The sequence below is a fragment of the Ruegeria sp. BG5 genome, from assembly GCF_056538425.1.
The window spans coordinates 113,278-132,393 of record NZ_JBQFTC010000003.1 but is presented as its reverse complement, the minus strand read 5'-3'; the positions used below and the strand labels follow the sequence as shown (position 1 = coordinate 132,393).

13 protein-coding genes are annotated in these 19,116 nt (G+C 61.4%); 6 read left to right on the top strand and 7 right to left on the bottom strand.

Annotated features, from left to right (window positions below; translation table 11 throughout):
• Positions 1 to 43: 43 nt before the first annotated feature.
• From hutU to hutI, 4 genes are read right to left on the bottom strand one after another with little or no spacing between them, the layout of a single operon-like run.
• Positions 44 to 1,726, bottom strand: a complete 1,683-nt coding sequence (hutU, locus tag ACR0KX_RS12745) for a urocanate hydratase (protein ID WP_170622201.1) — start codon at positions 1,724 to 1,726, stop codon at positions 44 to 46.
• On the bottom strand, positions 1,723 to 2,517 hold the full coding sequence (gene hutG, locus ACR0KX_RS12740) for an N-formylglutamate deformylase (protein ID WP_480708479.1): 795 nt from the start codon (positions 2,515 to 2,517) through the stop codon (positions 1,723 to 1,725). Before hutG ends, hutU begins: the two co-directional genes overlap by 4 nt.
• Positions 2,514 to 4,052: a histidine ammonia-lyase gene (hutH, locus tag ACR0KX_RS12735; protein ID WP_170622203.1), complete on the bottom strand. Its 1,539-nt coding sequence runs from the start codon at positions 4,050 to 4,052 to the stop codon at positions 2,514 to 2,516. Before hutH ends, hutG begins: the two co-directional genes overlap by 4 nt.
• A complete protein-coding gene (gene hutI / locus ACR0KX_RS12730; RefSeq protein ID WP_170453861.1) occupies positions 4,049 to 5,257 on the bottom strand; it encodes an imidazolonepropionase in 1,209 nt (402 codons plus the stop codon). The genes hutH and hutI overlap by 4 nt, the downstream gene beginning before the upstream one ends.
• Before the next feature lie 80 nt (positions 5,258 to 5,337).
• Here hutI and ACR0KX_RS12725 point away from each other — a divergent pair, with 80 nt between their 5' ends.
• Positions 5,338 to 6,702: a formimidoylglutamate deiminase gene (locus ACR0KX_RS12725; protein ID WP_170622204.1), complete on the top strand. Its 1,365-nt coding sequence runs from the start codon at positions 5,338 to 5,340 to the stop codon at positions 6,700 to 6,702.
• 74 nt (positions 6,703 to 6,776) lie between these two features.
• Positions 6,777 to 7,478, top strand: a complete 702-nt coding sequence (locus ACR0KX_RS12720; protein WP_480584762.1) for a GntR family transcriptional regulator — start codon at positions 6,777 to 6,779, stop codon at positions 7,476 to 7,478.
• Here ACR0KX_RS12720 and phnY read toward each other — a convergent pair.
• Positions 7,472 to 8,917 carry a phosphonoacetaldehyde dehydrogenase gene (gene phnY / locus ACR0KX_RS12715; protein WP_170453864.1) on the bottom strand — a complete coding sequence of 482 codons (1,446 nt, stop codon included), beginning with the start codon at positions 8,915 to 8,917 and terminating at the stop codon, positions 7,472 to 7,474. The genes ACR0KX_RS12720 and phnY overlap by 7 nt on opposite strands.
• Before the next feature lie 76 nt (positions 8,918 to 8,993).
• Positions 8,994 to 9,959 carry a LysR substrate-binding domain-containing protein gene (locus tag ACR0KX_RS12710; protein ID WP_170453865.1) on the bottom strand — a complete coding sequence of 322 codons (966 nt, stop codon included), beginning with the start codon at positions 9,957 to 9,959 and terminating at the stop codon, positions 8,994 to 8,996.
• A 359-nt stretch (positions 9,960 to 10,318) separates the two neighbouring features.
• On the opposite strand from ACR0KX_RS12710, the gene ACR0KX_RS12705 reads away from it, so the two are divergent.
• From ACR0KX_RS12705 to ACR0KX_RS12695, 3 genes are all read left to right on the top strand, one after another.
• Positions 10,319 to 14,056, top strand: coding sequence for a beta strand repeat-containing protein (locus ACR0KX_RS12705; protein WP_480708478.1), 3,738 nt, complete (start codon positions 10,319 to 10,321; stop codon positions 14,054 to 14,056).
• A 63-nt stretch (positions 14,057 to 14,119) separates the two neighbouring features.
• Positions 14,120 to 15,862 carry a type I secretion system permease/ATPase gene (locus tag ACR0KX_RS12700; RefSeq protein ID WP_170622206.1) on the top strand — a complete coding sequence of 581 codons (1,743 nt, stop codon included), beginning with the start codon at positions 14,120 to 14,122 and terminating at the stop codon, positions 15,860 to 15,862.
• Positions 15,859 to 17,229, top strand: coding sequence for an HlyD family type I secretion periplasmic adaptor subunit (locus tag ACR0KX_RS12695; protein WP_480708477.1), 1,371 nt, complete (start codon positions 15,859 to 15,861; stop codon positions 17,227 to 17,229). Before ACR0KX_RS12700 ends, ACR0KX_RS12695 begins: the two co-directional genes overlap by 4 nt.
• A gap of 103 nt (positions 17,230 to 17,332) precedes the next feature.
• Here the strand turns inward: ACR0KX_RS12695 and ACR0KX_RS12690 are convergent, their stop codons facing one another.
• A complete protein-coding gene (locus ACR0KX_RS12690) occupies positions 17,333 to 17,950 on the bottom strand; it encodes a TetR/AcrR family transcriptional regulator (protein ID WP_170453869.1) in 618 nt (205 codons plus the stop codon).
• A 180-nt stretch (positions 17,951 to 18,130) separates the two neighbouring features.
• On the opposite strand from ACR0KX_RS12690, the gene ACR0KX_RS12685 reads away from it, so the two are divergent.
• A complete protein-coding gene (locus tag ACR0KX_RS12685; protein ID WP_170622208.1) occupies positions 18,131 to 19,060 on the top strand; it encodes an AEC family transporter in 930 nt (309 codons plus the stop codon).
• The last annotated feature ends 56 nt before the right edge of the window (positions 19,061 to 19,116 follow it).

The window sequence follows — 19,116 nt, the reverse complement described above, 5'->3', positions numbered from 1 at the left end:
CGTCGTTCTGTGACGATCTCGTACGCAATTGAGAAACAAGGTGTCAGCCCAGAATGCCCGGCAGCCGCAACCCGTGTTCGCGCGCGCAGGCTTTGGCATCCTCGTACCCCGCATCGGCATGACGCCAAACGCCCGAGGCCGGATCGTTCCACAGAACGCGCTCCAGCCGTTTTGCAGCCTCATCCGTGCCATCAGCGCAAATCACCACGCCTGCGTGCTGGCTGAACCCCATACCGACCCCGCCGCCATGGTGCAACGACACCCATGTCGCCCCCGAGGCGGTGTTGACCAGCGCATTCAGCAGCGGCCAGTCGCTAACCGCATCCGAGCCGTCCTTCATCGCCTCGGTCTCACGGTTCGGGCTTGCGACCGAGCCCGAATCCAGATGGTCGCGGCCGATCACCACGGGGGCTTTCAACTCGCCGTTGCGCACCATTTCGTTGAAAGCCAGCCCCGCCTTGTGGCGGTCGCCCAGCCCGATCCAGCAGATGCGCGCGGGCAGGCCCTGAAAGGCAATCCGCTCCTGCGCCATGTCCAGCCAGTTGTGCAGATGGGTGTTCTCGGGGAACAGCTCTTTCATCTTGGCGTCGGTCTTGTAGATATCTTCCGGGTCGCCCGACAGCGCGCACCAGCGGAACGGGCCGATGCCACGGCAGAACAGCGGGCGGATATAGGCAGGGACAAAGCCGGGGAAAGCAAAGGCGTTTTCCAGCCCTTCATCCTGCGCCACCTGCCGGATGTTGTTGCCGTAATCCAGCGTCGGCACGCCTGCGTTCCAGAAATCGACCATCGCCGCCACGTGTTGTTTCATCGAGGCGCGTGACGCTTTTTCAACGGCCTTCGGATCGCTTTCGCGCTTGTCCTTCCACTGCGCCATGGTCCAGCCCAGCGGCAGATAGCCGTTGACCGGATCATGGGCGCTGGTCTGGTCGGTGACGATGTCGGGGCGCTTGCCGCCGTCCTGCATCCGCCGATAGATTTCGGGGAAGATTTCGGCTGCGTTGCCCAGCAAGCCCACGGATTTCGCCTCACCCGCCTTGGTCCAGCGGTCGATCATTTCCAACGCTTCGTCCAGCGTCTCGGCCTTTTCATCCAGGTATTTGGTGCGCAGGCGGAAATCGATGCTGTCCGGGTTGCACTCGACCGCCAGACAGCAGGCCCCGGCAAAGACCGCCGCCAAAGGCTGCGCGCCGCCCATACCACCCAAACCGCCGGTCAGAATCCACTTGCCGGTCAGGTCGCCGTCATAATGCTTACGCCCGGCCTCGGCAAAGGTCTCATAGGTGCCCTGAACGATGCCCTGCGTGCCGATATAGATCCACGAGCCAGCGGTCATCTGGCCATACATCATCAGGCCCTTCTTATCGAGCTCATTAAAGTGATCCCAGTTCGCCCAATGCGGCACGAGGTTCGAGTTCGCGATCAGCACCCGAGGCGCATCCGGGTGGGTGCGCACAATCGCCACCGGCTTGCCGGACTGCACCACCAGCGTTTCATCCTCTTCCAGATCCTTGAGGCTGGCGACGATGGTGTCGAAATCCTTCCACGTCCGCGCCGCGCGGCCAATACCGCCATAAACCACCAACTCATGCGGGTTTTCGGCCACGTCCGGGTGCAGGTTGTTCATCAACATCCGCAGCGGCGCCTCGGTCATCCAGCTTTTGGCATTCAGTTCGGGCCCGGTGGGCGGGTACACGTCACGGGTGTTTTTGCGAGGGTCAGTCATCGGGCAAGCTCCAATGCGGTGTCGTGGATAGCGTCGAGTATATCTTTCAGCCAGCGGCGCAGGCGCGTGGCTTTGCGTTCGTCATAGGACCACGGCGGGCGCTCGGCGGTCAGGTAGGTGGATTGGGCCAGTTCCATCTGAATGGCGTGCAGCCCCTCGGCCGGGCGGCCATAATGGCGGGTCGTCCAGCCGCCCTTGAACCGTCCGTTCAGCACTGTGCTATAGGGCGATGAGGCCGCAAACTCATGGGCGATGGCCTCAATCTCGGGCGCGCAGGTCGTGCCGTTATTCGTGCCCAGGTTCATGTCCGGTAGCGTTCCGTCAAACAGGAAGGGGATATGACTGCGGATCGAGTGGCAATCATACAGCACCGCAACACCGTGGATCGCCTTGACCCGCGCCAATTCGGCCTCAAGCGCGGCGTGATAGGGCGCGTGGAAGGTGGCGCGGCGTTCGGCGATTTCTGCCTCGGAGGGCGGATCATCCCAGATATCCTGCCCGTCAAAATCCGTCAGCGGCACCAGCGTCGTGGTGTTCTGTCCGGGGTAAAGCGACACGCCCGACGGGTCGCGGTTGGCGTCGATCACATAACGATGGAAAGTGGCGCGCACCGTTGTGGCACCGGGCAGCAACCCGTCATAAAGCTGATGGATATGCCAGTCGGTATCGTCCAGCCCCCTGCCCCGGTCATTCAGCCGGGCCTCGACCTCGGGCGGTACATAGGTGCCGGTATGGGGCAGGCCCAGCACGATGGAGCTGTCGCCCTGCGTGACCTCAACCGGATCGATCATGCGCCAAGCTCCGGCATGTCTATGCCTGTGCCATGGGCAATCTCACCGCGGGCAATCAGAACATGGGCGGCTTCGATATCCGGTGCGGTATAGCGGTCGTCGCCCAGGGGCGGCACCACCGCGCGCAGCCGGGCCATCACGCCCTGCAGGGCCTCGCTGGTGGGCAGCGGCGCGCGGAATTCAACGCCCTGCGTAGCACAGAGCAGTTCGACCCCAAGAATGCGTTCCAGATTGGTCACCATCTGTCCCAGACGCCGCGCGCCATGGGCGGCCATCGAGACGTGATCCTCCTGATTGGCCGAGGTGGGCGTTGAGTCCGTGACGCAAGGATTGGCCAGATGCTTGTTCTCGCTCATCAGCGCGGCCGTAGTGACTTCGGCAATCATCAGGCCCGAGTTCAGCCCCGGATTGGGCGTCAGGAAGGGCGGCAGATCAAAGCTGAGCACCGGATCGACAATCAGCGCGATGCGGCGTTGGGCAATCGCCCCGATCTCGGCCACGGCCAGCGCGATCATGTCGGCGGCAAAGCCCACCGGTTCGGCGTGGAAATTGCCGCCGGAGACGATCAGCCCGGCCCCGGACAGGACCAGAGGGTTGTCGGTGGCGGCATTTGCCTCGATCTCCAGCGTGGTGGCCGCCTGACGCAGCACATCCATCGCCGCGCCCACCACCTGCGGTTGGCAGCGAATGCAATAAGGGTCCTGAACCCGTGTGTCGCCCTCACGATGGCTTTCGCGGATCACCGACCCGGCCAGCAGCGCGCGCATGGTGGCCCCGGCCTCGATCTGGCCGCGATGGCCGCGCAACGTATGGATTTCCGGTTGCAATGGGGCCGTGGACCCCATGATCGCATCCGTGGTCAGCGCCGAAGTCACCAACGCGCTTTGCGCCGCCTGCCACGCACCAAACAGACCCGCCAGCGCAAAAGCGGTCGAGAACTGGGTGCCGTTGATCAGCGCCAACCCTTCCTTGGGGCCGAGTTCCACCGGGGTCAAACCGGCGGCGATCAGCGCCTTGTGGCCGGGTATCACCTCGCCGCCATATTCGGCTTCACCCGCTCCCATCATGACAGCCGCCATGTGCGACAGCGGTGCCAGATCGCCCGAAGCGCCCACCGAGCCCTGCGCCGGGATCACCGGGGTGACGCCTTTGTCGAGCATGGCTTCAAGCAGGTCGATCAGTTCCAGCCGCACACCGGACGCGCCACGCCCAAGGCTGAGCAGTTTCAGCACCATCATCAGCCGCGCAACCGCGCGCGGGATCGCAGGACCGACACCACAGCAATGAGACAGGATAAGATTACGTTGCAGGGTCGCCGTATCCTCGGCGGCAATCTTGACGCTGGCCAGTTTGCCAAAGCCCGTATTGACCCCGTAAACCGCCGCCTCACCCGCCGCAGCCTCGGCAATGCGCGCCTGCGCCGCTTCGATGCCGGGGCGGCAGGCCGGGTCAAGCCGCACCGCGCATTCCTCGCGGTAAACCTGTTCCAGTTGCGCCAGCGAGACAGCGCCGGGGGTTAGTGTCAGCGGGGTCAAAACGCACCTCCGATGATGCGGGCGTGAAGCGGGTTGAAGCCGATGCGATAGGCGAGTTCCGCCGGGTGCGAGACGTTCCAGACCGCGAAATCGGCGCGCAGGCCGGGGGCAATCTGGCCGCAATCGCTCAGACCCAGCGCGCGGGCGGCGTTGGTGGTGACCCCTTGCAAGGCCTCTTCGGGCGTCATGCGAAACAAGGTGCAGGCCATGTTCATCGTCAGCAGCAAAGACGTCAGGGGGGCCGAGCCCGGATTGCAATCGGTCGCCAGCGCCATCGGCACATTGTATTTGCGCAGCAGGTCGATCGGCGGGGCCTGTGTCTCGCGCAGCGTATAGAACGCTCCGGGTAGGATGACGCCCACGGTACCTGCCTCAGCCATGGCCTGAACGCCGTCTTCATCCAGATATTCGATGTGGTCCGCCGACAACGCGCCATATGAAGCGGCCAGCTTTGCACCACCCAGATTAGACAGTTGCTCGGCGTGAACCTTGATCGGCAGACCAAGCTGCTGCGCCACATCGAACAACGGCACCAACTGGTCGGGCAGGAAGGCTATTGCTTCGCTGAACGCATCTACCGCATCGACCAGACCCTCGGCATGGGCGGCGCGCAGGGTCGGGATGCAGATTTCGGCGATGTAATCTGTGGGCCGATCGGCAAATTCCGCAGGCACTGCATGGGCACCCAGGAAACTGGTCACCACGCGCACCGGGCGGTGTTCGGGCAAAGCCCTGGCCGCGCGCAGCATGGTCAACTCGGTTTCGTGATCCAACCCGTAACCCGATTTGACCTCGATCACGGAAACGCCCTCGGCCAGCATCGCGTCGACGCGGGGTAGCGCCTGCGCGATCAGGTCATCGACACTGGCCGCGCGCGTCGCCTTCACGGTCGAGATGATGCCACCCCCGGCCCGCGCGACCTGTTCATAGCTGGCCCCGTTCAGGCGCATTTCGAATTCGGCCGCGCGATGGCCGCCATGCACCACATGGGTGTGGCAGTCGATCAGTGCTGGCGTTACCAAACGGCCCTCCAGTGAGGTTCTGGGCAGCGCCGAATACTGTGCAGGCAATTCCGTCTGAGCACCGACCCAGACAATCCGACCGCCCTGAACGGCAATCGCGGCCCCATGGATCAGCCCGTATGCGGCCTCACCCGCCATGGTCGCGGCATTCAGGTCAGTAAACAGGTGGTCGGGGGCCTGCATTCGAATCCCTCTCGTGAAATTCTCTCTTTTCTGGTACAGGTGTTTATGCTTTATGTCTATCCATAAAACCGGAGGCAAATATGACCACCATATTCGCAAACCGCGCCCTGCTGGCGGATGGATGGGCCGAAAATCTGCGGCTGGAGGTTCAGGACGGGCGCATTTTACGCCTGACGACGGACGCGGCAGCCATGCAAGGCGACACCCGCGTCGATACCTTGCTGCCCGCGCTGTCCAATCTGCACAGCCACGCCTTTCAGCACGCGATGGCCGGGATGACCGAGTACCGTTTGGCGGGTCGCGACAGTTTCTGGACCTGGCGCGAGTTGATGTACCGCTTTACCGCGCATTTGACGCCGGATCAGGTGCAGGCCAGTGCCGCGCTGGTCTACCTTGAGATGCAGGAGGCCGGATATGCCGCAGTCGGAGAGTTCCATTACCTGCATCACCAACCCGGCGGGCAGCCCTATGACCGGCTTGCCGAACTCAGTGACCGGATCATGGCTGCCGCTGGTGAGACCGGGATCGGGCTGACTCACCTGCCGGTGCTTTACAGCTACGCGGGCGTCGGGGAAAAACCTCTTGAGGCCGGACAGGCCCGGTTCGGCAATGATGTGGACCGGTTCTGTGCGTTGGTCGATCAGTCGCGCGGCGCGCATGGCGAACTGCCACCGGACTGCCGCGTTGGCATCGCGCCGCATTCCCTGCGCGCCACCTCACCCGCCGATCTGGCGCAGGTGATCGCCGCGCAAGGCACTGGTCCGATCCACATCCACATCGCCGAGCAACCCAAAGAGGTGGCCGAAGTACAGGCCGGTCTGGGCGCGCGCCCGGTAGAATGGCTGCTGGCCAATGCCCCCGTCGATGCCAATTGGTGCCTGATCCACGCCACCCAGATGACCGAGGCCGAGACCCGCGCTATGGCCGCCAGCGGGGCCGTCGCAGGCCTGTGCCCCATCACCGAGGCCAATCTGGGTGATGGTCCGTTTAACGGCCCGACGTATCTGGCCGCTGACGGGACGTTTGGGGTCGGCTCGGATTCCAATGTGCTGATTTCTTTGACGGAAGAACTACGCACGTTGGAATATTCCCAGCGGCTGCGTGATCTGTCGCGCAATGTGCTGGTTGTGGGTGAAGGCTCGGTCGGGCAAACGCTCTATTGCGGCGCGGCCATGGGTGGCGCACAGGCTTTGGATCGCGATGCGGGCCAGATCGCCGAGGGCAAGCTGGCTGATCTGGTCGCCATAGACAGTCAAAACCCGGCGCTGTGTGCGCTGCGATCCGATCAGGTGCTGGACGGGTTGGTCTTTGCGGCCAGGGACTCGGTCGTGACCGATCTTTGGTCCGCCGGGCGGCATCAGGTGCGCAACGGTCGCCATATCCATCGCGACCGGATCATCGCCACGTACCGAACCGCGATAGAGGGGCTTTTGTCCGCGCTGTGATTAGGTTGATAGCTTTGCATCCAGATTTAATCCGGACATAATATGAATAGAGGCAGATATTAAGTGAGCAACCCGTGACCGTGCCAAAGACAATGGGCTTTCAGGACATACGCGACGAGGTTCTGAACCGCATCCAGACCCGCATCTGGCCACAAGGCAGCCTTTTGCCGACCGAGTTGGAGCTTGCCGCCGAATTCGGTTGCGCCCGCGCCACTGTCAATCGCGCTCTGCGGGAATTGTCCGAGCAAGGGATCATCACCCGCAAGCGCAAGGGCGGCACGCGCGTCGTGACCACTCCGGTCAAGCAGGCCAAGCTGCCGATCACCGTGGTTCGCCAAACCATCGAGGATATGAATGCCGAATACCGCTATGCTCTGGTCAGTCGGACCCTGATTGATTGTCCCGCATGGTTGCAGGCCAAGCTGGGTCTGGCCGAGGGGGCTCAGGTCCTTCACCTGCACTGCATGCACCACGCCGACAACCGCCCCTTTCAGTTCGAGGAACGCTGGATCAATGTCGAGGCGGTCCCCCATGTGGTGGACGAGGATTTCCTTGCAACCGGACCCAACGAATGGCTGCTGGCCGAGGTGCCCTTTTCAAACGCGGAGATCGCCCTGTCGGCGGTTCCGGCCACGGGGCATTTGCAGGATTTCCTGTCCGTCCCGCCCGGAACGCCGCTGTTCCAGTTGGAGCGCACGACATGGTTTCAGGCCAAACCGGTGACATTCGTGCGCATGACCTTCCATCAGGGATACCAGATGCGCACCACTTACTGAGGCCAGGGCAGCGAGTAGGTTTTGACATTGGTGAAGAACTTCATCGCTTCGATGACACCTTCTTTCACACCATTGCCGCTGTCCTTTATGCCCCCGAACGGAGACATCTCAATCCGGTAGCCCGGTTGCTCCCAGATATTGCAGGTGCCGACGTGCAGCCCGTTGATATAGGCAATCGCGCGGTTCAGATCGTTTGTGCAAACGCCCGATGACAGGCCAAACGGCGTGCCATTGGAAATTGCCATCACCGCGTCGTCATCGTCGGGGACACGCAGGATGGGGATGATGGGGCCGAAGGTTTCCTCCATCACCAACGCACTATTGTAGGGCACGTGATCAACCACGATTGGGGGCAGTAAGGCCCCCTGTCGCCCGGGGTGATACAGAACTTGCGCGCCCTGCCGTTCGGCATCCATCACGCGGGTTTCAAACAGCGCCGCAGCCTCTGCATGGATCACGCAGCCCAGTTCCGTTTCCGGGTCCTGCGGGTCGCCAAAACGGATGGCTTTAGCCTTGTCCAGCACGAAGGGCACAAAACGATCTGCCACGCTGTTTTGAACCAGAATACGTTTGACGGCGGTGCAGCGTTGCCCGGAATTGCCCGTTGCCCCGGCAACCGCAATGGCCGCGGCCCGGTCCAGATCGGCGTCGCTCAGATCGTTCAGCACAATCAGCGGGTCGTTTCCGCCCAGTTCCAAGGCCTGCCGCTTGTACCCCGCCTTGGCCGCGATACTTTTGCCGACGGGAACGCCCCCGGTGAAGGTGATGATGTCGATATGGTCATTGGTGACCATCTCATCCCCGATCTCTTGCGGCCAGCCGGTGACAACCTGAAACATCTCGGGCGGTAAACCGGCCTCATACAGAATGTCGGCCAGGCTGAGCGCGGTCAGAGGGGTCAGTTCGGTCGGCTTGCAGACCATGCAATTGTTCGTCGCAATCGACGGCGCGATCTTGTGGGCGACCATGTTCAAAGGGTGGTTGAACGGCGTGATCGCACTGATCGCACGAACGGGGTCGCGCTTGGTGAAAATCTTGCGGGGCTTGCCGTTGGGGGTCAGGTCGCAGGAAAAGACCTCGGCATCATCGCGCAGCGCCTCGGCGGCGGCGAACTGAAACACATCCTGCGCCCGTTTGGTCTCATAGATCGCGTGCTGATGGCAAATCCCAAGCTCCAGCGTCAGCCATTTCGCGAGGTACTCGCGCCGCTCACCGATCAGGTCGCCTGCACGCTGCAAGATCTGACTGCGCTCATAGCGCGTCAGGTGGGGTGTGTAATTGGCGGCAATCTCGAAGGCCTGCCGAACGTGATCGACCGTGCCTGCGGGAACAGTGCCGACCACCTCGTTCGTGTAGGGATAATGAACCGGAATGGTGGCCTCAGAGAACACCACCTGCCCGCCGATGCGCATGCCTTCGTTCCGAATGTCCACTGCCATCTGCCTACCCCAATTGCCACGGGTCAACGGATAGAACTGCCCTCCGCCCTGCGTCAACAATCGGTTTCGAGAAAACTCAGGCTTGGGCAAGTGCGGGGCACTGCCCCTGATCGGCGGGAAGCTCGGACCGATAGGTCGGAATAACCCCAACCGGCGGCTTTTCCCGGATGTATTCCCCTATCCGCGCCAACATCGGTTTTCTCGGGCAATTGGGGCGTGTAGCAGCCCCCAGATCGCGCAGATGACCGGGCGCGTCGAACGGAATAAAGCACAACGGCCAGTTGTCGCGCTTGAATTGTTCGGCCGCCAAAGCCGAGACAATGGTGCAGTCATCCGAATGGCAGATATGGCGGCAGATCGTTTCGAACCGCAGGGCAGTCAGGTCAAAGCGCTTGCTGATCCGGGTTGAGGGGTCATGTTTGGGCAACCGCTCCTCAAGCTCATAGCCAAAACTGTGCGGCAGGCGGATGAAATCATGCGGCGGCACGTCTTCCGGAGCGATCGAGGGTAAAGTGCACAGCGGATGCCCCTGTCGCAGCGCCAGAAACAGCGGCTCGGACCAGATCGAGGTGAAATCCAACGCGGCACTGTTGTTGATCTTGGCCACCAAAGCCATGTCCAGCGCATGATCTTCGACCATCTGCAGCATGTTCTGCGGCAGGTCTTCGATCATGGTGACACGCATGCGCGGGAACAGCGTGTTAAACAGTTCCGAGAAATACTGCGTCAGATAGGGGGCCAGCGTGGGGGTCATGCCGATGGTGAAGGGCACAGCCTCGGGGTCGCGGAATTCGGTCGCGGTATCGCGGATCTTTTGCGCGTCGGCCAGAATGCGCGCTGCGATGTCCACGATCCGCGCGCCGCAGGCGGTCGGGCGCACCTCGTTGTTCAGCCGCAGGAACAATTCGGTGCCAAGCTCATTCTCAAGCTTCTTGATCTGGTTGGACATCGCCGGCTGAGACACGTTGCACGCCTGCGCGGCCTGACTGAACTGACCGTGCTTGGCAATCGCAAGGACGTATTCCAGATCACGGATATTCATTTTGGCAAACGTCACAATTGGAAATGGGAACAATCATGCCGTCAAAATACGCCTGAGGGGCCGGAATCAGAAGACCTGCGCCCGAAATCCGGGGGAATAAACGCTCACTTCCGTTAACAAATCTGTCAACTTTCGAAAATGAATAGGGCAAACCGCGTGGCGTGTATGCGTGAAGCGCCTTGTTTTGCAGGGTTTGAAGGTTTCAGACCTCACGCGTTTTGTGACTATTTGCATCGGTTATAGCCCCGATTTGGACCATGAATTTCCGCCGCCTCGGGGTGGGGCCTACTCCTTTGATGCGTCGGCTGCCCAAGCATTCGGGCCGCCTGCACCACGCAACAAACCTGACGGAGTGACCCATGCTGTCCCAATTCGTAGAAAGCCTGCGCGCCCGTCTCTTGACCACGTCAACCTTGGCGCAAGAGACGACCCGCGACGGCCAAACCCTTTTCAACAACTTCTTCCAGAGCACGGTGGTGGACGACACCCCCGCCTTTGTTCTGGCCAATGATTTCTCGCGCCTGCTGAACTTTGGCGAGATCGTCACCAACAACGCCGTTGCTGCTGTTCAGGCGCAGGGGCAGGATGTCGATATCTTCAATTTCCGCTCGGGCGTGATCGACGCCAATAGCGGCCCCGATGCGCTGGCCACCGGCATTCAGGTCACCGGCAGCGCCGCTTTGCGCAACTTTGGTGCCATTTCCGGCGACTTCAACGGTGTTCAATTCCTGGGTGCGGACAGTTCCGGAAGCCTGGACAATTTCCGGGGCGGCGTGATCAGTTCCGACAGCCGTGCCGTGGACATCCAAGGCCAAGGCATCGATGTGCGCAACTTCGGCGACATTGTCGGCACAGGCGACCAGCGCAACGGCACGATCTACACCAACAGCACTGCCGAGGATATCTCGATCTCGAACTTCGCGGGCGGGACCGTAGATGCCGGTGAGGGCAATCAGGGCGCCGGTGTTTCGCTTCAGATCGGTGATGAGATCGGCGACCGTGTGGAAACCGATGTATTCAACGGCTTCGGCGCGACCATTCAGGGCCGGGGTCAGGCGGCGTCGAACACTGCGCTGGCGGGCGACGGTATCCGCATCGACAATGGCGCCGAAGGCACCATTCTGGACACCGAGATCGTCAACAGCGGCCTGATTTCTTCGGAAAGCACCCAAGGCACCGCTGCTGGTATCCGTATCGCTGACGGTGCAAACACCGAAGGCGAGATTCTGAACACCTCGACCGGTGTGATCGAAGGCGCTGCAAATGGCCTGTATATCGGTCAGGGCGCGCATGATCTGGATGTGCTGAACTTCGGCACGATCCAGTCGGACAGCCGCGCGGTGAACATCGACGGCACCGGTGTCAACCTGATCAACGGCGGCGACATCCTCGGCACTGACGATCAGCGCAACGGCACCGTTTATGCCGATGGCACAGCCGACGACTTCTCGGTCAACAACCTGGCCACCGGGACCATCGACGCGGGCGAGCACAATCAGGGCTCGGGCTTTGGCGTCGAAATCGGCGGGGCCGCAGATGGCGCGAACTCGTTCACGCTGGACAATGCCGGGACAATTCAGGGCCGTGGCAATGCCGCAGCGGGGACAAACGCTGCCGGTGACGGTATCCGGATCGGCAATGTTGGCAATGTCGGCACCACCGACGCGATCATCAACAACACTGGCACCATCGACTCGGAAGGGGCAAACGCAACTGTTGCGGGTGTGCGTTTCGTCAACGGTGTTTCGTTCCAGGGTGAGTTCAACAACTCGGGCGATATCTCGGGCGTTCAAAACGGTGTCTATTTCGGCAACCCCGTTGCAGGCGAAGGCGCAGATCACACCGGCGGTGTGTTCAACAACCTGGAAGGCGGAACCATTTCGTCGGACAGCCGGGCGTTCAACATCGATGGCATTGGCCTTGAGGTGAACAACGCCGGTGAAATTATCGGCACTGACAGCCAGCGCAACGGCACGGTCTACGCTGACGGCACCGCGCAAGACTTCACCTTCAACAACCTGGAAACCGGTGTTGTGGACGCAGGCGAAGGCAACGAAGGTTCGGGCTTTGGTGCCGAGATTGCAGGCGAGAATTCCTTCGAGCTGAACAATGACGGCACCATCCAGGGTCGGGGCAACGCCGCCGCAGGCACCAACGCAGCCGGTGACGGTATCCGCATTGGCAATGTCGGCAACGCCGGGACCTTCTCGGGCACCATCATCAACGCGGGCGTGGTCGCCTCGGAAGGTGCTAACGGCACCGTCGGCGCATTCCGCGCGGTGAACAACGTCAACTTCCAGGGTCAGCTGATCAACGAAGAAGGCGGTCTGTTCGAAGGTGGCCAGAACGGTGTGTATTTTGGCACGGGTGATCACACGGGCGGATCGTTTGTGAACCGTGGGACTGTCACCTCGGACAGCCGTGCGGTGAATATCGACGGTGAAGGTCTAGAGGTTGTCAACGAAGGCACCATCCTCGGCACCGGCAACCAGCGCAACGGCACTGTCTATGCTGATGGCACCGCTGACAACTACACTTTCAACAACTCCGGTCTGGTGGATGCAGGTGAAGGCAACAACGGGTCTGCCGTTTCGCTGCAAACCGGTGACGTCTCGGGCGATGTGGTTTCGGCCGCGATCCTGAACGAAGGCACGCTGCAAGGTCGTGGCGATGCGATCGAAGGCAACCAGGTCGGCGACGGTCTGCGCCTGTTCACCAGCCAGGATGATGCCTCTTTCGCGGGTGTTGTTGTCAACGAAGGCCTGATTGCAGGGTCCGAGGACTCGGACGCGGCAGCCGGTATTCGTATCGATGGCGGCCTGAACCTGTTGGGTGCGATCCTGAACGAAGGTGAGATTCGCGGCACGGTCAACGCAATCGACGCCTCGGACGCAGCCAGCGTGACCATTGTCAACGACGACGAAGGTGTGATCAACGGCAACGTTCTGCTGAGCGATGGCGACGACATCTTTGTCGATCTGGGCACCACCAACGGTGACATCAGCGGTGGCGCAGGAGATGACGTGCTGATCGCAGGCGATGCGGACAATGTTCTGACCGGTGGTCTGGGCAATGACTTCATCGACGGTGGCGACGGCATTGACACAGCCGATTTCTCGGATCTGGATGTCGCGGTCGAGGTTCGTCTGGACGCCAACGGCAACGGCACCGCCACGCGCGATACGGGCTTCAACATCTCGGTCGTCGATGCGGTTGTCGCAGCACCGGGTCAGTTCGGGTCGGCTATCGAAGATGGCGCTCAGTTCGTGGAACAAGCGGTTCAGGGCAACCTGTACTACAACATCCACACCTCTGAGTTCCCGGGCGGTGAAATCCGCGGGCAATTGCTGGTCGACAGCGACGTGACCGAGAACGGCATCCGCACAGTCTCGCTGAGCGGCGGTCTGGACGCAGCGCAAGAGCCTGGGCCGATCTCGGACAGCGACGCCACTGGTGAAGCAACCGTTGTCATCACCCAGAACCTGGCGTCGGGTGAGGTCACATACTCCAGCGAACTCAGCGTTGTGGGTCTGAACGAAGCCGACCTGAACACGCCGATCCCGGGTGTTGTCTCGGCCATCCATCTGCACAATGCACCGGCGGGCATCAACGGCCCGGTCGTACAGGATACGCTGGTGGATGCAGGAGCGACGCTGGACGTCAATGCCGTGGGTGGCATTGGTGTCATCGGTCAGGACGTCATCGAGAACCAGATCGAGACAGACATCCTGCAATCCATCGAGAACGTCATCGGCTCGGACGATGGTGACGTGATCTTTGGCAGCGATCTGTCCAACGTTCTGAACGGTGGCGAAGGCGACGACCTGCTGAACGGTGAGGGTGGCGATGACATCCTGATCGGCGGCGCAGGTGCAGACACCTTCTCGTTCGGCTCGAACTTCGGCACCGACGTGATCCAGGACTTCGAAGTTGGTCTCGACCAGCTCCAGTTCGGGGACTTCGGGCCGGATTTCGGCGGCGCGCTGAGCGTCGCTCAGGATGGCAACGACGCTGTCATCTCGTTCGGCAACGAAGGCTCGGTCCGTCTGGCCGGTGTCAACAGCGCCGACCTGAGTGACGACGACTTCGTCGCGTAACCACACCCAATCGGGGCGGCCCTCGGGTCGCCCCGTTTTTGATCAACCGGAAAGGGCTATCCGATGTTCAAGAAATCCAACTCCGTCGAAACCGCCTGGGCCGCGCTGCGCAAAGGCTTTGTCGCCGTCGCGCTGTTCAGCCTGTTTCTGAATCTGCTGATGCTGGCCGGACCGCTTTACATGCTACAGGTCTATGACCGTGTGCTGACCAGCCAGAACATTGACACGCTGATCGCACTGACGCTGCTGTTGGGCGGCGTGTTTGTCGTGATTGCGTGCCTCGACTTGATGCGGATGCGCATTCTGGGTCGTCTGGCCGCCCGGTTCGAGATGGCCGTTGGCGCCCCGGTTCTGGGAGCCGCCATGCGTCGCCGGGTTCAAGGCGAGGGTCAAGCCGGTGAGAATCTGGTCGAAGACGTTAACGGATTTCGCGAATTCATTTCGGGCAGCACCCTGACTGCCTTTTTCGATGCGCCATGGATCCCGATCTATCTGCTGGTCCTTTACGTCTTGCACCCGCTGCTGGGTCTGTTGGGGTTGGCCGGAGCCGTAACCCTGACCCTCATGGCGCTGATCAACAACGCCCGCGCCCATGCGCCGATGCAAAACGCCGCGCAGGCGCGGGGACGGTCGGATGCGTTATTCAACACCAGCGACCGCAACGCGGAACTGGTCCATGCGCTGGGGATGAAATCCGATCTGGTGCGCCGCTGGACCGCGCTGCAGATCGATGCGCACAGGCACAAGACCAAGGCCGCTGACCGGATCGCCAGCTTTTCGGTCATGTCCAAAACCATCCGCATGGGGCTGCAATCCGCGATTCTGGGACTGGGTGCCGCCCTTGCGATTACCGGCGAATCCACCGCAGGCGTGATGATCGCCGCCACAATTGTTCTGGCCCGCGCCCTGTCGCCCATCGACCAGTTGATCGGCCAATGGCGCGGCTTTCTGGCGGCGCGCGGGTCCTATGCCAAGATCAAGGCTCTGACCCATGAGTTTGCCGAGACCCCGCCCAACCTGCACCTGCCCCGCGCGTTCAAATCCCTGAACGTCCGCATCGCGCAGGCCGGACCACCGCGCGCCATCAACGCCACGATCCGGTCGATCGATTTCGCTTTGGACGCAGGCGATGTGCTGGCGGTGATCGGCCATAGCGGCTCGGGCAAAACCACGCTGGGCAAGATGCTGGCCGGAATCTGGCACCCGCAACGGGGCGAGGTTCTTCTGGACGGCAGCCCGATGGCCAAATGGAATGCCGAGGATCTGGGCAAGCAGATCGGCTATCTGCCACAAGACGTTGAGCTATTCGACGGAACGATCCGCGAAAACATCGCGCGTTTCTCGGTCGCCATCGACGATGCCGAGGTTCTGCGCGCCGCGCGCGAGGCGGGCATTCACGAGATGATCAGCGCCCTGCCCGATGGTTATGAAACGCGCATCGGTCAGGGGTTCTTCCTGTCCGGCGGTCAGAGGCAACGTCTGGCGCTGGCCCGGGCGCTGTATGGCGATCCGTTTGTACTGGTCCTGGACGAGCCCAATTCCGATCTGGATGCCGAAGGCGAACACGCATTGCGTGAGGCTATTCTGGCCGCTCAGGCGCGGGGTGCCATTGCCATCGTGATGACCCATCGCCCCGCCACTCTTCAGGCCGCAAACAAGGTCATGGTCATGCGCAACGGGGCCCAGACCCAGTTTGGTGACAAAGAGGATGTGCTGAAAGTCAACCGCCGCAACGTATTGGAGACGCAAGCGAAATCCACACACCAGCCCGCCCCAACCCCCCAAGTCACAGGAGCCGCACAATGAGACAGCTTGTTCCACACACCCAATCGCAGAACACTCTGACCCTGAATGACGGGCAGATGATCGACATCACCGACACATCGCCCGGTATTGCGCGCTATGTCCTGTTTGGACTTTTGGCCATGGTGGCTTTTGGGGCAGGCAGTGTGTACTGGGCCTTTGCCTCGAAACTCGACGGGGCGGTGGTGGCCCCGGCCTCTTTCGTGGTCGAAGGTGACCGCAAGACGGTCGAGCATCTGGACGGCGGCATCATCCGCTCGATCCTGATCGCGGACGGGGATTTCGTCGAACAGGGGCAACCTTTGATCCGGCTCGACAGCACTGAGATCGACGTCGATCTGAACGTGCTGGGCAGCCAATTGGGAGAGCTGTCGGTCCGCCGCGCGCGGTTGATCGCACAGATGTCGGGCGAGGACAGCTTTGACGAGGCCGCAGCCCTTGCCCAGTTCTCGGCCAACATGAACCGGCTGCACTGGTTCCCGGCCTATCTGACCCAGAAACAACTGTTCGACGCCGAAGCCCGCGCCCGACGGACCGAGGCCGACATCAATGCGCAGCGCATCACAGGGCTGCGCGATCAGATCGCCGGGCTGGCCGAACAGCGCCTGAGCACCCAAAACCAGATCACGATCACGCAGGTCGAATTGGACAACCTGCAGGGCTTGCTGGACAAGGGTCTGGTTGCCGCAACCCGTGTCAGCGCCCGGCAGATCGAGCTTGAGCGTCTTTCGGGCGTCGATGCCTCGCTTCGGACGCAGATGGCGCAGGCTGAGAACCAGATTCATGAGCTACAACTGACCCTGCTCAGCCAGCAAAAGCTGCGCGATGAGGTCATTGCCGGTGAACTTGCGGTGGTCGAGGCGCAACTGGACCTGATCCGCCCGCAATATGCAGGCACCGCCGAACGACGCAGCCGGATCGAGCTTGTGGCCCCGGCCAGCGGGCGCGTGGTGAACCTGACCGCCTCGACCACGGGCGGTGTGATCCGGCCGGGTGAGCATATCATGGACATTGTTCCCGCCGACCAAGCGCTGATCGTCGAAGCGCGGGTGAAAACCGCTGACATCGACAAGCTGCATGTCGGACAATCCACGCGCATCCGCCTGTCGGCCTTTGCGCAGGCCGATGTACCCGAAGCCCATGGCCAGATCTTCGATATATCAGCGGACGTGCTGGAGGATGAACGGACGGGCGAGCCCTATTACCAGGCCCGCGTCAGGCTGGATGCGGATCAACCCGCGCCGGTTACCGCGCTCGATCTTGTTCCGGGCATGCCTGCCGATCTGTTCGTCAATACCGGCGAGCGCACGGTGATCGCCTATCTGGCGCAACCCATCAGCGACCGGCTGGCACGAACTTTCATCGAATAAAGGATTTCCAAAGACCTGTGCCTTAGACCCAATACTTACCGAGTGCCATTTTAATGAGTGAAGGATGGCCTGCACCGCAAGCCCCGGTGCAGGCCATCAATTTTCAGGCACCATAGCGGGCCAGGAACATATCCACGGCATGCAGCGCGACTTCGTCAATCTCGGCCTGGCTGAACTCTTTCTGGATGCCAAAGGCAGCGCGCACCCACAGCCGAACCTTGCACAGTTCGGCAAATTGCTCGGCGGCAATCTGGACATCTTCAATCGCAAGTTCACCTCTGACAACGGCCTTTTCCAGATACTCGGCAATCTTGCGCTGTCCGTTCTGGGGTCCGGCCTCATAAAACGCCTGCCCCAGTTCCGGGAACCGATCCCGTTCTGCGACACAGACCCGGAAGACCTGTTGATTAAAGTCCGATACAAAAAACCCGACCAACTGTGTTGCGGTGATGGTCAACACCTCACGTGCTGGCTTGGTTTCATCGATCATCGACAGAACACGCTCGGCCATAAGGCGGCACTCGGTCTGGGCCACCTCGACAAACAAAAGCCGCTTGTCCGGGAAATAGCTGTACAGGGTCGCCTTGGACACACCCGCCGCACGGGCGATGTCGTCCACACTTGCGCCTTCGAACCCATCCGCCATGAAAACCTCTCGGGCCCCGCGCAGAACCTGGTCGAATTTTCGGCCGGTGCGCAGGATGGTAGCGGTCTGGGTCATGTCGTCTCCTGATGCTTAAGGTGGTCCGAGCTTATAAACCGTTCGGTTCAGATACAAGGATTCTTGGCCATTTCGCGCGGTTTGACGTCACGATCCTGTGAAATCCGGCACTTCCAGTACGGTCGCCCCTGCCCCAAGACCGGGCTTGCAGCAGGCCCAAACCATGCTAGGACAAGACCCATGGTCGAGGTCTTTCTGCGCACGCTGCCCTTCTTTGCGATCATCGGCCTGGGCTATTGGGCCGGGCGCACCCGGTTTTTTTCGGCCGAGGCCACCGCCTATCTGACCAAGTTCGTGTTCTTTTTCGCACTGTCGGCAATGCTGTTCAGGTTCGCAGCCACCCTGCCCTTTGCCGAGATTTTCAACGGCCGCCTGATCATCGGTTACCTGATCGGAACGCTGGCGGTCTATTCCCTTGCCACCTTTGTCGCGTGGTTGCGCGGCATGGACATCCCCACGGCAGCGGTCGAGGCGCAATGTGCCGCCATTGGCAATGTCGGATTTCTGGGCCTGCCGATGCTGGCCCTGCTGCTGACCGAGGCCGCGATTGGCCCGGTGATGCTGGTGCTGGCGGTGGATCTGGTGGTGTTTTCCTCACTGATTGTCATTCTGATCAATGGCGGGCGGGACGGAAAACTAACCCCTTCAACGCTGCGCCTGATCGGGATCGGATTGCTGAAAAACCCGATGATCGTGTCCATTTCCGCCGGTCTGATCTGGTCAGCCTTGCAAGTGCCGGTACCCGGCCCCTTGAATGATTTCCTGACCATTCTGGGCGGGGCCGCAACGCCCGGCGCGCTGTTCGCCATCGGAGCCTCTCTGGCCGGAAAATCCGCCGAGCGCGTCCACATCGCCGCCTGGCTCAGCTTTTGCAAGCTGGTCATCCATCCCGCCTGCGTGGCCGTGGCCGTAATATGGCTGGTGCCCGTCGAAGCCTTTCCGGCGGCGGTCGCAATCGCTGCGGCGGCACTGCCCGTGGCGGGCAATGTCTACATGCTGGCCGCGCATTATAATGTCGCTCCGCACCGCGCGTCAGCCGCGATTTTGTTGTCTACTGTGGCCAGCATCCTGACCGTCCCCGTGGTCATTGCCTGGGTCGGCACCTTCTGATCTTCACCTTTTCGAAAAATACGCGCGACGAAGGTGCCCGGACTTTACGTAGGGGC